At 66.9% G+C, this 13,094-nt stretch carries 13 protein-coding genes; 3 read left to right on the top strand and 10 right to left on the bottom strand.

Annotation, left to right across the window (positions count from 1 at the left end; translation table 11 throughout):
* Window positions 1-6: 6 nt before the first annotated feature.
* Entirely contained in the window at window positions 7-393 is a 387-nt protein-coding gene (locus VX159_RS01055) for a PleD family two-component system response regulator (protein WP_371325480.1), read from the bottom strand.
* A 234-nt stretch (window positions 394-627) separates the two neighbouring features.
* On the opposite strand from VX159_RS01055, the gene VX159_RS01050 reads away from it, so the two are divergent.
* From VX159_RS01050 to hemL, 3 genes are read left to right on the top strand one after another with little or no spacing between them, the layout of a single operon-like run.
* A complete protein-coding gene (locus tag VX159_RS01050) occupies window positions 628-1,518 on the top strand; it encodes a hydroxymethylpyrimidine/phosphomethylpyrimidine kinase (protein ID WP_371324147.1) in 891 nt (296 codons plus the stop codon).
* Window positions 1,511-2,155, top strand: a complete 645-nt coding sequence (gene thiE / locus VX159_RS01045) for a thiamine phosphate synthase (RefSeq protein ID WP_371324146.1) — start codon at window positions 1,511-1,513, stop codon at window positions 2,153-2,155. Before VX159_RS01050 ends, thiE begins: the two co-directional genes overlap by 8 nt.
* 19 nt (window positions 2,156-2,174) lie before the next feature.
* Window positions 2,175-3,470 carry a glutamate-1-semialdehyde 2,1-aminomutase gene (gene hemL / locus VX159_RS01040; protein WP_371324145.1) on the top strand — a complete coding sequence of 432 codons (1,296 nt, stop codon included), beginning with the start codon at window positions 2,175-2,177 and terminating at the stop codon, window positions 3,468-3,470.
* 99 nt (window positions 3,471-3,569) lie between these two features.
* Here hemL and VX159_RS01035 read toward each other — a convergent pair whose 3' ends face one another.
* From VX159_RS01035 to nikR, 9 genes are all read right to left on the bottom strand, one after another.
* Window positions 3,570-4,961, bottom strand: coding sequence for a CorA family divalent cation transporter (locus VX159_RS01035; RefSeq protein WP_371324144.1), 1,392 nt, complete (start codon window positions 4,959-4,961; stop codon window positions 3,570-3,572).
* Between the two features lie 120 nt (window positions 4,962-5,081).
* Complete coding sequence (locus tag VX159_RS01030) at window positions 5,082-5,294, bottom strand: hypothetical protein (protein ID WP_371324143.1); 213 nt, start codon at window positions 5,292-5,294, stop codon at window positions 5,082-5,084.
* 100 nt (window positions 5,295-5,394) lie between these two features.
* The gene (hypB, locus tag VX159_RS01025; RefSeq protein ID WP_371324142.1) at window positions 5,395-6,507 is read right to left on the bottom strand and encodes a hydrogenase nickel incorporation protein HypB; all 1,113 of its coding nucleotides are present in this window, start codon (window positions 6,505-6,507) and stop codon (window positions 5,395-5,397) included.
* A 51-nt stretch (window positions 6,508-6,558) separates the two neighbouring features.
* Window positions 6,559-6,900, bottom strand: a complete 342-nt coding sequence (gene hypA, locus VX159_RS01020; protein ID WP_371324141.1) for a hydrogenase maturation nickel metallochaperone HypA — start codon at window positions 6,898-6,900, stop codon at window positions 6,559-6,561.
* The gene (locus VX159_RS01015) at window positions 6,893-7,885 is read right to left on the bottom strand and encodes a hypothetical protein (protein WP_371324140.1); all 993 of its coding nucleotides are present in this window, start codon (window positions 7,883-7,885) and stop codon (window positions 6,893-6,895) included. Before VX159_RS01015 ends, hypA begins: the two co-directional genes overlap by 8 nt.
* Before the next feature lie 103 nt (window positions 7,886-7,988).
* Window positions 7,989-10,115, bottom strand: coding sequence for a TonB-dependent receptor (locus VX159_RS01010; protein WP_371324139.1), 2,127 nt, complete (start codon window positions 10,113-10,115; stop codon window positions 7,989-7,991).
* Between the two features lie 8 nt (window positions 10,116-10,123).
* Window positions 10,124-10,948 carry a nickel transporter gene (locus tag VX159_RS01005; protein WP_371324138.1) on the bottom strand — a complete coding sequence of 275 codons (825 nt, stop codon included), beginning with the start codon at window positions 10,946-10,948 and terminating at the stop codon, window positions 10,124-10,126.
* Window positions 10,949-11,128: 180 nt separating this feature from the next.
* Window positions 11,129-12,616, bottom strand: a complete 1,488-nt coding sequence (locus VX159_RS01000) for a sensor histidine kinase (RefSeq protein ID WP_371324137.1) — start codon at window positions 12,614-12,616, stop codon at window positions 11,129-11,131.
* Complete coding sequence (gene nikR / locus VX159_RS00995) at window positions 12,591-13,055, bottom strand: nickel-responsive transcriptional regulator NikR (protein WP_371324136.1); 465 nt, start codon at window positions 13,053-13,055, stop codon at window positions 12,591-12,593. Before nikR ends, VX159_RS01000 begins: the two co-directional genes overlap by 26 nt.
* Window positions 13,056-13,094 lie beyond the last annotated feature (39 nt).

The raw sequence follows: 13,094 nt of genomic DNA, 5'->3' as shown, positions 1-13,094 counted from the left end.
GACAGATCATGCAGCATTGGCCACACCTGCTTCCTGGGCTTGTGCCTCGGCATAGGCCGCTACGATCTGGAGCAGGCTGTCGCGGGTGAAGGGCTTGGTCAGGTAGCGGTCGGAACCGACCATCTTGCCGCGCGCCCGGTCGAACAGGCCGTCCTTGGACGAGAGCATGATCACCGGGATGTGGGCATAACGAGGATTTTTCTTGATCAGCGAACAGGTCTGGTAGCCATCGAGGCGCGGCATCATCACGTCGCAGAAGATCAGGGCGGGCTGGTGGTCGGCGATCTTGGCCAAGGCATCGAAACCGTCTTCGGCCAGAACGACCTTGCAGCCGGCTTGCGACATGAAAATCTCGGCGCTGCGGCGTATGGTGTTGCTGTCATCGATGACCATCACGGTCAGACCTGCCAGTTTCGCTGAATCGACCAATTTGCGTCCCTCCCCGAAGTCGGGAAAATTGCCTGACCGGGCCTGGCCGGCGCTTTTTCCTTAACTTCCGGATCATACTACGGAAGGACGCCCGGCGAAAAAATGCAGCCTGTTTGTTGATCCAGTTCGTCCTGCCGGGCGGGGGATTCGGGATACAATCGGCAGCCCGTCCGGGTGGCTGCGGCCCCCGTTGTGTGCTTGCTTCAGTATTCCCTGCCCCTGCCGACCTTGCCTTCTCCGATTGCTCCCTGCCCGCCCCAGGTGCTGGTCTTTGCCGCCAGCGACCCCTCCTCCGGCGCCGGTATCCAGGCCGACCTGCTGACCCTGGCCAGCCTCGGCTGCCATCCACTGACCGCGATCACCGCACTCACCGTGCAGGACACCGTCGGCGTCCGCAGCGTGCACGCGACCAGCGCCGAACTGCTGGAACAGCAGGCGCGCACCATTCTTGAGGACATGCCGGTCGCAGCCTTCAAGATCGGCGTGCTCGGCAGCGTCGAGAACATCGTCACGGTAGCCGAGATCGTCGGCGATTATCCGGAAATTCCACTGATTTTCGATCCGGTGCTGGCCTCCGGGCGTGGCGACAACCTCTCCGGTGAGGAAATGATCGCCGCGATGCGCGAACTGCTGCTGCCGCAGACCACCGTGCTCACCCCCAACGCGCCGGAAGCGCGGCGCCTGGTCGAAAGCGACGAGGACGAACAGGAGCCGGAGATCGAAGTATGCGCCCAGCGCCTGCGCGAACTCGGCGTGCAGTACGTGCTGATTACCGGCACCCACGAAAACACCCCGGAAGTGATCAACACCCTCTACGGTCCCGAAGGCCAGTTGCGCGCCGATAGCTGGCCGCGCCTGCCGGGCAGTTACCACGGCTCGGGCTGCACGCTGGCCTCGGCGATTGCCGGAATGATCGCCGGCGGCGCCAGCGTCGAGGAAGCGGTGCGCGACGCGCAGGACTACACCTGGCAGACACTGAAGAACGGTTTTCGCGGCGGCATGGGCCAGTTCATCCCCGACCGCCTGTTCTGGGCCCGCGATACCGGTGGCGAGGACACCGACCCGGCGGCGGAGAACGGCAATGACTGAACCTCGCCTGCCGCAACCCGGCCCCTTGCGCGGCCTTTATGCGATCACCCCGGAACAGCCGGATGGTAGCCGCCTGCTCGCCGCCGTCGAGGCCGTGCTCGCCGGTGGCGGCCGTATCGTGCAATACCGCGACAAGCAAAGCCCGATGCCCGAGCGCGTCGCCCGCGCCCGCGCGTTGCGCACGCTGACCCGCCAGCACGGCGCCTGTCTGATCATCAACGACGACCTGGCGCTGGCCCGGCTGGTCGATGCCGACGGCGTACATCTCGGCGGCGACGACGGCTGCCTGGCCGCCGCCCGCGCCATCCTCGGCCCCGGCAAGCTGCTCGGCGCCTCCTGCTACGGCGAAATCGCACGTGCCCGCGCCGCCGCGCGCGCCGGTGCCGACTATGTCGCTTTTGGCGCGGTCTATCCATCGTCGGTCAAGCCCGATGCGCCGCGTGCCACGGTCGACCTGTTCCCGGCGGCAAAAAGCGAGTTTGCCGTCGCCACCTGCGCCATCGGCGGCATCACCCTGGACAACGCGCCGCCGCTGCTCGCCGCCGGGGCCGACCTGCTGGCGGTGATCAGCGACCTGTTTTCGGCGCCGGACATCGCCGCCCGCGCCCGCCAGTACCAACAACTTTTCGCGCAATGATCTTTCAAGGAAAACGCCCATGACTGCCCAAGCCCCTTCGCGCAACCAGCAACTGTTCGAACGCGCCCAGCGCCACATTCCCGGCGGCGTCAATTCGCCGGTCCGCGCCTTCCGTTCGGTCGGCGGCACGCCGCTGTTCTTCCAGAAGGGTGCCGGCAGCCAGGTGCAGGATGCCGACGGCCGCTGGTACACCGACTACGTCGGCTCCTGGGGCCCGATGATCCTCGGCCACGCGCATCCGGAAGTGATCGCTGCCGTGCAGGCCGCCGTCGTCGACGGCCTGTCCTTCGGCGCACCGACCGAGCGCGAGATTGAAATCGCCGACCTGCTGTGCGACCTGGTGCCGTCGATGGACATGGTCCGCCTGGTCTCCTCCGGCACCGAAGCGACAATGAGTGCGATCCGCCTGGCGCGTGGCTTTACCGGCCGCGACCTGCTGGTCAAGTTCGAGGGCTGCTACCACGGCCACTCCGACAGCCTGCTGGTGAAAGCCGGCTCCGGCCTGCTCACCTTCGGCAACCCGTCGTCCGGCGGTGTCCCTGCCGGCATCGCCGAGAACACCGTAGTCCTGCCCTACAACGACCCGCAGGCGCTGGCCGAAGCCTTCCAGGGCTACGGCGACAAGATCGCGGCGGTGATCGTCGAGCCGGTGGTCGGCAACATGAACCTGATCGCACCGACCGCCGAATTTCTCAAGGCCATGCGCGAACTGACCGCGCAGCACGGCGCCGTGCTGATTTTCGACGAAGTGATGACTGGCTTCCGCGTCGGCCTCGGCAGCGCCCAGGGCCACTACGGGATCACCCCGGACCTGTCGACCTTCGGCAAGGTGGTCGGCGGTGGCATGCCGTTGGCGGCCTTCGGCGGCAAGCGCGAAATCATGGAAAAGATCGCCCCGCTCGGCCCGGTCTATCAGGCCGGCACGCTGTCGGGCAACCCGATCGCCGTTGCCGCCGGTCTGGCGACGCTGAAGCTGGTGCAGCAAAAAGGCTTCTACGAAGCGTTGACCGTGAAAACCCGCACCCTCTGCGATGGGCTGGTCGCTGCCGCGCAAAAACACGGCATCGCCTTCGCCGCACAGAACGTCGGCGGCATGTTCGGCCTCTATTTCGCCGAACAATGCCCGACCACCTACGACGCGGTGCTGGCCTGCGACAAGGAAGCCTTCAACCGCTTCTTCCACGCCATGCTCGACGCCGGCCACTACTTCGCGCCATCGGCTTTCGAAGCCGGTTTTGTCTCGGCCGCGCACAGTGAGGCCGAGATCGCCGCAACGGTTGCCGCTGCCGACGCTTACTTTGCCAGCCTGAAGTAAGCGGGCTACGGCTTACCAGCCAACAAAAACGGCGCCTGCGGGGCGCCGTTTTTCATTGGCCAACCGGGCAAAGCCGGCGGAGATCCGCTACCAGGCGGTTCAGCCTTTGGCCGCCGGCGTGCCGGGCCGCTTCAGCGCGGCACTGGTGCTTTCCAGCTTGCGCTGGATTTCGCGCTGTTCGGCCTGGCGCAAGGCCAGATAGGTCAACCAGCCGATGATCCCCATGGTCACCGTCAGCGCGCCGTATGAGAGCGGCCAGGCGACGCCTTCAGTCATCATCGAGAATTCCGACATGCCGCCGATCCCGGCGACGATGTTGATCGGCATGAACACGATCGACAGCTTGGTCAGCTTGTTGATGCGCTGGTTCTGGTTGATGTTGATGAAGCCGACCACGGCGTCCATCAGGAAGTTGATCTTGCCGAACAGGAAGGAGGTGTGGCCGTCGAGCGATTCGATGTCGCGCATGATCTGGCGCGCGTCTTCCTGCTGCTGCGCCGAGAGGAACTTGGCACGGGTCAGGAAGGACACCGCGCGGCGGGTATCCAGCACGTTGCGACGGATGCGTCCGTTCAGGTCTTCCTGACGGGCGATGTCGGCCAGGATCAGCCCGGCTTCCTCGTCGGTCATCCGCGTATTCAACACGTGGCGGCCGGCCGATTCGAGGTCGGCATAGACGTCCTCCAGCGCATCCGCCGAGTACTCGGCATCGGCCGCGTACAAGTCGAGCAGCACGTCGGTGCCGCAGGTCACGTAACCGGGCTGGGTGCGCGCACGCAGCCGTTGCAGACGGAAGACCGGGAGTTCTTCGGTGCGCACCGAGAACAGGATGTCCTTGTGCAGGATGAAGGCCACCGGCACGTTGCGCGACTCGGTATCGAGGTCGAGCAGGAAGTCCGAGTGCAGGTGGATTTCGCCGTTGTCTTCGATATAGAAGCGAGCCGAGGCTTCGAGGTCGGTCAGGTCTTCCGGGTCCGGCAGTTCCAGCCCGAAATGCCGACCGACCCAGTCGCGCACGCGCGGCGTCGGCGCTACCAAGTCGACCCAGATCGGCTTGATGTTGGCCAGCTGGCCGGGCCGGTCGACGGTGATCTGGCGCATCCGGCCGTTGTGCAGTTCGAAGGCATTGACCATCACCTTGGTGCTGGTGTGCCGGCCGTCGCCGACCAGATCCTCGCGGATTTCCTCGGAGAGCAGTTCGAGGATGTCGTCGATCCGCTCTTCGGCAATCTCGTTCCACGCGATCAGCCGATCTTCGTCGGGCAAGGCGCTGAGGATCAGCGCCACCGAGACCGTCGGCAGGCGCGCGAACAGCGCGCGCAATTCGCCGATGTGCTGGCGATGCACGAGGTTCTCGACCAGATCATGCCGCGTGCCTTCCTGCCGGCGCACCACATCCTCAACCAGACGATGCTTGGCGAGCAGATCCTGCACTTCGGCAAGGTCGTCCTTGACGGTATCGGCTTCGGTCAGGTTGGTTTCGTCACTCATGGGAGCTCATGGTGCAGTGCGCAATCGGGCCGCCATTCTAGCACTTGCACCGCCTGTCGGAGTGCTTGCCGGCCGCTTAAAACGCGGCCGGCGGCAGCGGATTTTCCCTGATCGACGGTCTCAGCCCGCGCGCGGCCCGCCGCCCGGCGGTGCCTCCTCGGCCACCGGCTCCGGCTGCCCGCAAGCCGAACTGCCGGGCTTGCCGCACAGGCCACGCCGGCAGCTGCCCGGGGCGGCAATGTCGATCCCCTCCTCGGTCATCTTTTTCAAGATCAGGTAAATCGCCGCCACCCCGGCGGCAAGCAACAACAAGGCAACAATGATCGAGAACATGCGCGGAAAACCTCAGAAAAAGTGCAGCCGGCGGGAAAAAAGGTCATCGCCACGGTCGACCGTGAAAATGCCCGTTTTTCCGTTCTGGCGCGAACACCGCTTAACGCGCGGCCAGTTGGCGTTCAAGTTCGGCGATGCGCGCCTTGAGCTGGTCGACGCTGACCTCGCGCTTGCCGGCCTGGGCGCGCAGGCCGGCACGGATCCAGTCGAGCCAGGCGGCCATGCCTTCGCCACTGGTCGCCGAGACGCGCAGCACGGTCAGCTTGGGATTGACCCGGCGGGCGTTGGCCTCGGCGAGGTCGGCGTCGAACTGCAGATAGGGCAGCAGGTCGCACTTGTTGAGCAGCATCAGGTCGGCGGCGGCGAACATGTCCGGGTATTTGAGCGGCTTGTCCTCGCCTTCGGTGACCGAGAGGATCGCCACCTTGTGATGCTCGCCGAGGTCGAAAGCCGCCGGGCAGACCAGGTTGCCGACGTTTTCGATCAGGAACAGCGAGTGGTCGGCCGGCTTGAGCCGCTCCATCGCGTGGCCAACCATGTGGCCGTCGAGGTGGCAGCCCTTGCCGGTGTTGATCTGCAGCGCCGGCACGCCGGTGGCGCGGATGCGCTCGGCGTCGTTGGCGGTCTGCTGGTCGCCTTCGACGACGTTGATCGCGACTTCGTTCTTGAGCAGTTCGATGCTCTTGCACAGCAGCGTGGTCTTGCCCGAACCGGGGCTGGACACCAGATTGAGCGCGAAGATGCCGCGCTCGTCGAACCAGCGGCGGTTGGCCTCGGCGTAGCGGTCGTTCTTGGCCAGGATGTCCTGCTCGATCTGCACCATCCGCGCCTGGCTCATCCCCGGCACATGGGCGCGCGCCGGGCCGCTGCCGTAGTCGAGATCGCCGCCAACGCCGTGGTGATGCGGGTGTTCGTGTGAATGGTCGTGCGCATGCTCATCGGCGTGGTGGTGAGCATGTTCGTGTTCATGGTCGCCGGAGTGATCATGGGCATGGCTGTGGGTCGAGCCATCGGCGTGGGTGTGACTGTGGGCGTGGTGATGATGCTCGTGCGCCCCGCCGTGGCCGTGGGCGCCGGCATGGTCGTGCGCGTGGCTGTGCGTGGTGCCGTCGGCATGGGTATGCGGATGCCCATGTTCATGGTCGTGGTGATGCGCGTGGGCGCCGCCCTCGATCTTGACTTCGCCGGGTGCGCAGCCGCAGACAGTACACATGTGATTCTCCTCGTGATGGATCGGCCAGAGTTTAGCGGCTGGCTCGCGGGTTCATTCGATTTCAATCTCGCGCACGCGCATTTCGGTGCCGGCGGTGAGTTGCAACTGGTAGCCGCCGCATTGCGGGCAGGCGTCGTAACGTTCGCTAACCGCCACCGTCGCGTCGCAATTGAGGCACCAGGCCGCCCCCGCGACGTCGACGATCTCCAGCGCGGCCGTCGCCGCCAGCGTGTCGCGGGCGACCGCATCGAAGCAGAAGCGCAGCGCCTCGGGTTCGACCGAAGACAGGCGGCCGATTTCCAGGACCACGGTCTTGACCCGCTGCGCACCTTCGCGGCGGGCGGTGTCTTCGACCAGTTGCAGCACGCCTTCGGCGAGCGACATTTCATGCATGGTGAGCTTCCTCGGGGACATCCAGTTCGATCCGGAACGGCAGACAGGGATCGAGCGCCAGCACCGCCTGATTCAGCGCCTGCCGGGCCGCTTCGCGGCTGCCGAAGGTCCGGCCGGCCAGCAGTTGCTCCAGCCCGCCGGCATCGGCGAAATGCGCGTCGGTCGGCGCCCAGATGCGATAGTCGATGACCCGGCCGCGCTCGTGGTCGAGATGCACCGCATGGGTCAGGATGCCGCGCGCGCTCAGCGTCTGACCGACGCCCCAGCGCCCCTGCCCGGCGGCGGCCAGCGGATAAGGCGTAGCCGCCGCCAGCGCGGCAGCGCCAGCCTGTGCCTGCTGCAGCAAGGCGGCGTAGGCGGCGGCAATGCTGACCGGCTGCAACGGCAGCGGACGCAGGTCGCTCAGGCCCTGCCAGTAATCGAGCCAAGGAGCGGGCGCCAGCGGCACGAAGCGAGCCGGCGCCGCAGCGGCTACGGCTGGCTCAGTCCCTTCACGGTCGACCAGGATTTTTTGGCATTTTTCAGCCAGTTCGGCGAGTTCGCCGGCGAGCAGGGCCGCAGTCGCGGCCGGCGCCTCCGGCCCCAGACGCTGTCCGCGCCAGGTGATGAAGGCCGCCTTGGCCGGTTCCAGCCCCAACGCCGGCGGCCAGTCGAGCAACAGTCGCCACAGGGTTTCGTGCAGCAGTTCGGTCCACAAGGCGGCGTGGTCGACGGCCAGCGGCGGCTGGCCGAGCGCTGCCGCCACCGCCTGCTGCGCTGCCGCCCGTTGCGCGTGCGCGCACAGCGAGTAGAGGTAAGGCAGGGTCTTGACCACCGCTTCCGGGTTTTGCCCATGGAACAGGCTGACCACCAGCGGCCGCTGCAGGTCGGCCTGTAGTTGGCACAGCCGGCCGGCGGCGTAGGTGGCGCGGATGCGCAATTCGCCGGCGGTGGTCAAGCCGGCGGGAGGGGCAGCGTCAGAAGCAACAGGGGCACGAGGGTCCATCCGGCAAGCCTAGTGTCTTTGGCCGGCGGCTGTCGACCGTCTGGCGCAAAAAATGCGCATTTTCACGGTCGACCGTGTCGGCAAGGCAAAAACCGGCATCGTCTTACCAGCGATGGATGATGCTGAGGCGCAAATTGCGCCCCTCGCCGGGGTGGAAATGCCGATCCATCACGCCGGCGGCCTCGCCGGCCAGCCGCGATTCGTAGGCGTACTCGATGTCGCTCAGCTGGCGGTCGAACAGGTTGTACACGTCGAGTTGCAGCTGCGTCTGGCGGTCGAGCCGGTAGCCGATGCGCAGATTGGCCAGGGTCGAGCTGCGCGAGCGCAGCGAGTTGTCTTCGAGCAGCGGGCGTGGGCCGAAGTGGCGCAGGCGAAAGGCGCCGAACCACGGACCGAGGCGGTCGACGCTGAGGCCGAGGTTGGCGCTGGTGGTCACCGCCCCCGGCACGTAACGACCCGCCGGATCGTCGTCGCGGAAGCGTGCGCGCGACCAGTCGAGGTCGGCGTCGAGCGCCAGCCAGTCGCTCAGCGCGTAGAAGTTGTTCCACTCGATGCCCTGCCGGCGCGACGGACGCGAGGCCTCGGTGGTGCCGGCGTCGCCGACGAAGAGCAGTTCCGAGGCCGAATCGAGTTGCCAGACACTCACGGTCGACTGCCAGCCGGGCAGGATTTCGCTGCGCACGCCGAGCTCGTGGCCTTTCGTCCGCACCAGCGGCGCGACGCGATTGACCGTGGTCGTGCCATCGGCCGGATCGACGCGGATGGTGGTGCCGCGCGCGTCGTTGGAGTGGAAGCCGTGGCCGTAGTTGAAATAGACCTCGGTCCGCTGCCACGGGCCGAAGACCAGCGCCAGCTTGGGGGTCAGCAGCGCATCGCTGCGTTCGCCGGAATTGGCCGTCAAATTGCTGTTGGCCGTGGCGCTCCAGACATCGGCGCGGAAACCTTGGGTCGAGCGGAACCACGAGTTCCAGCGCACCTCGTTGTGCGCCCAGAAACCGAGGCTGCGCTGTTCGACGCGATCTTCGCGCACCGTCGCCAGCGTCTGCCGCGCCTGCGTCGCGTAGAGGCCGAGCGGCGCGATGCGGTCGACGCGGCCCTGCACGCCCCAGGCGTTTTCAACTGCCAGACCGCGCCATTCGCCAAAGCGCGCTTCCGCCCACTGAAAGCCGCCGGCAGTACGCCGTTCGCTCTGACGGAACTGGTCGCTGTTGGCCGGCGAGTTCAGGAAATAGGTGAAGTTGGACCACAGGTCGAGGCCGGAATGCAGCAGCCAGACGCTGCCCTTGCGGTGACGCTCGGCGTCGTGCGCCGCCCAGTCGGCGGCCAGGCTGTAGCGGAAGCTGCGCCCGCCGGCGGTCGGATCAAGGCTGCCGAAGCGGTCCAGCCCTTGCGCCAGCGCCCGTTCGGGAATCTGGTCGGTCGAGGTCCAGCGGCCGTCGTAGGCCATCCCGGTCAGCGACCAGCCGTCGCGCCGGCTGCCTTCGCTGTAGCGCAGCACGCCGTTCAACTTGCGGTAGTTTTCCGGCACCTGCCAGGGGCCGTCGTTGCGATACAGCTCCAGCCCGTACAGCCATTGCCCGCGCTCGTTACCGGCCCCAGCCTGCGGCGAGCCGGCGAGCAGCGTCCGCGCCAGGCCCTGATGTTTACCGAAACCGCCCAAAGTCAGCTGCGCCAGATTGCGGTCGAGACGACGGAAATAGTCGATATGCGCGCTGCCGGCCGACGAGAAATCGCCCTCTTCGGCGTAATACGGGCCTTTGCGGTAATGCACACGGTCGACCAGCTCGGGAATCAAAAAATTGAGATCGGTGTAGCCCTGGCCGTGCGCATGCGTCGGCGCATTGACCGGCACGCCGCCAATCCAGGTCGCGAAGTCGCTGCCGTGGTCGAGGTTGAAGCCGCGCAGGAAATACTGGTTGGCCTTGCCGTCGCCGGCATGCTGGGTGACGATCAGCCCCGGCACCATTTCCAGCACCTCGCCCGGACGCAGCAGCGGCACGGCGGCCAGGCGCTGGCTGGAGACGATGCCCTCGCTGCCGGAACGGGCCAGGCCCTGCAGATTTTCCGCTTGCGCGCGGACCTCGATGGTCGACAGTTGGGCGGCCTCGTGCGCGGCCAGCGGCGCGGTGCCGGTGGCCAGCGCGACGCCGAGCAAGGACGGCCACAGCACGGCGGCCGGTAGGGTTTTGGGCTTTTCGCCGCGTCGACCGTAGAGCATGGGCTGCGCCATCGTCGGCCTCAGGCTTCCAGCGAGCCGGCCGGCGCCAGCCGCCGGGTCAGGCGCAGCGACCAGAAGAAGCTGCCGGCGATGATCGCCACCAGCAGCAGGCCAAAAGCCAGTTCCTTGCCGTCGGCCCAGGCCTCAACTGCCGGCGACAGCAACTTGGCCAGGCCGAAGGCGGCGACCAGCAGCGAGACGCCGGCGACGACCAGGCCCATCACCCGCGAGGCGACCAGCGCGATCTGGTCGGCGCGGGCAATCAGGCGGGCGATCCACAAGCCGTTGATACCGTCGGTGAGCAGCATCCCGAGCATGAACAGCAAGGCCAGCCCGAGCGCGTGCTGCCAGCCGCCGAGCGAACTGGCGCTGAGGGCGAAGAAGGCGGCTTGCGACAGGGTATCGAAGGAAAGCGCGAACAACGCCCCGACCAAGGCCACCAGCGCCGGATGCGAGACCTGGCCCAGCTGCCCGAGTAGGCGCCCCTTGAGCCCGACCGGCTGCACCACCTGATCCGGCCCGGCGCGCAGCACGGCATTGAGGTTGAGCAGGCCGAGCCCGAGCAGGAAGGCAATCGAGATCAGCGAACCGAGCAGCTCGAACCAGTCCGGCACCGCCCATTGCCCGGCCAGCGCCGCGACCGACAGCGCGATCACGATCACCACGCCGCCGTGGCCGAGCGAGAACAGCGTGCCGCAGTAACGCGCCAGCGCCGGGTTGCGCCGCGCGTTGTAGCGGGTCAGGCCGTCGATGGTCGCCAGATGGTCGGCGTCGAAACCGTGCTTCATGCCGAGCACGAAGGTCAGCAAGGCCAGCGACAGTGCATCGGCAGGCAAGGTATCCATGGTCTTTGTCTCCTCGATCCGGTTCGGTCGGCGACCGTCCGCTCTTACGTTTTATGAAAAAAACGCAAAACCTCATACAAGGATTGTGCCAGCGATGCGCGGCCTTGCCGATCAAGGACTTTCCAGATTTCCCCGGCGGCGCCCGTCAGCAAGCGGTGCCGCCAGCAGCTTACAGAGTGGTTAGCTGCTTTCCAGCGGCAGGCAGAGGCGGAAACAGGCGCCGCCAATGTCGCCAGGCACTTCGCCCGCTACCTCGCCGCCCCTTGCACCAGCGGCCTCGACCGGCCCCCGGTTGGCGGCGCTGAGCCGACCACCGTGGCGGTCGACGATGCCGTAGCTGATCGACAGCCCGAGGCCGGTGCCCTGGCCGACCGGCTTGGTGGTGAAAAAGGGCTCGAACAGGTGGTCGAGGTGCTCGGGCGGAATCCCCGGCCCGTTGTCGCAAAAGCTCAGGCAGACCTCGCCGCCGGCCAGCGCGGCGCGGATCGTCAGCCGCCCGCCGCCGGCCCCGGCGCTGGCCGAGGTCGTGGCGTCGCAGGCGTTTTGGATCAGGTTCATCACCACCTGCTGCAACTGCCCCGACGATCCCCGGCAGTACAAATTCGGCGGCAAATCGCAGTCGACCGTGAATTTGGCCGGCGCGCTCTGCACCACCCAGCGCACCGAGCGTTCGACCACCTCGTTGAGGTGCACCCGCTCCGGCGTCGCCTTGTCCACGGCGGAAAAGCGTTTCAGCGCATCGACGATGTCGCGGGTGCGCTCGGCGCCTTCGATCATCCCGGCGATCAGCTGCGGCATGTCGGCGAGGATGCGGTCGATGCGCAATTCGCCGCGCAGCGCGTCGACCTCGGGCGGCTGCGGCGCCGCATGTACCGTATCGAGATACTGGCCGATGCGGCGGGCGTAGCGTTGCAGCGAGAGGACGTTGCCGAGGACGAAGCTGATCGGGTTGTTGAGTTCGTGCGCGACGCCGGCGACCAGGCGGCCGAGCGAGACCATCTTTTCGGCGTGCAGCAACTGTCCCTGCGTCCGCTTCAGGTCGTCGTGTGCCTGGCGCAGCGCCTGGTAGGCGCGGCGCAGTTCGCCGACCGGACGGCCGGTGACCACCACCCCCATCAGCTTGCCGGTCTGCGACAGGCGCGGCGTGCAGTTGATCGAGACTGGCACCGTCGAACCGTCGCCAGCGCGCAGGAAGAACTCCTGGTCATGCACCCCCTCGCGGGCGAAGCGGGCGAACAACTCGCGGGCGCGGGCACGCTCGCCGTCGTCGGCAAAGAGGTCGAACAGCGGCCGCCCGACCAGCGCGGCGGCGCTCTGGCCGGTGAAATGGCAGAGCGAGGGATTGACCTCCTGAATGGTGCCCGGCCGGTCGCAGACGATCAGGATGTCGGACATCGACGCCAGCACGCTTTCGATGAACTGGTGCGATTCCTCCAGCGCGGCGTTCTTCTCTTCGAGCGCGACTTCGTACTGCAGCAGGTCGTTATAGACCTCGTCCATGCGCTGGATGACTTCGATCCAGGCCTGTTCGCCGAGGCCGTCGCCGGCCAGCGGGCCGGCCCCGGGCACATCGGCCAGCGGACTCGGCGCGGCCCCGGCAGGCGCCATGACCGACACCGACGGTGGCTGCGCGCCCGACGCTTCAGCGGGCGGGACGGTAGTGGACATGCGCTTCCCCGTGTTCGTCGTGGGCGTGGTGCGCTTCGGCTTCGAGCGCGATCAGGTTGACCTGGCCGTGGCGGACGCCGCGTTCGGCGATCAGCGCTTCGGCAAACTGCTGCACGCGCGCGGTCGGGCCGCGCAGGATCACCGATTCGAGGCAGTTTTCGTGGTCGAGATGGGTGTGCAGCGCAGCGACGGTGAGGTCGTGGTGGGCGTGCTGCTTTTCGGTCAGGCGCTCGGCCAGCTCGCGCTCGTGGTGGTTATAGACGTAGGAGAGATTGGCGACGCAGTGGCCGGCCGGCGCCTCGCGCGCGCGGTCGGCGGCAATCGCGGCGCGGATCAGGTCGCGCACCGCCTCGGAACGATTGCGGTAGCCACGGGCGGCGATCAGCGCGTCAAAGTCGCCGGCCAGCGCCGCATCGAGCGAGATGGTGAAACGTTCCATGAAAGCTTGCTCCCTGCTAAAAAAGTTTGCCGGCGCCGA

It is taken from the genome of Dechloromonas sp. ZY10 (assembly GCF_041378895.1).
In the GTDB taxonomy this organism is placed as follows: Bacteria; Pseudomonadota; Gammaproteobacteria; order Burkholderiales; family Rhodocyclaceae; genus Azonexus; species Azonexus aquae.
The sequence above is the reverse complement of the archived record's forward strand: the minus strand, read 5'-3'. Positions and strand labels throughout refer to the sequence as shown.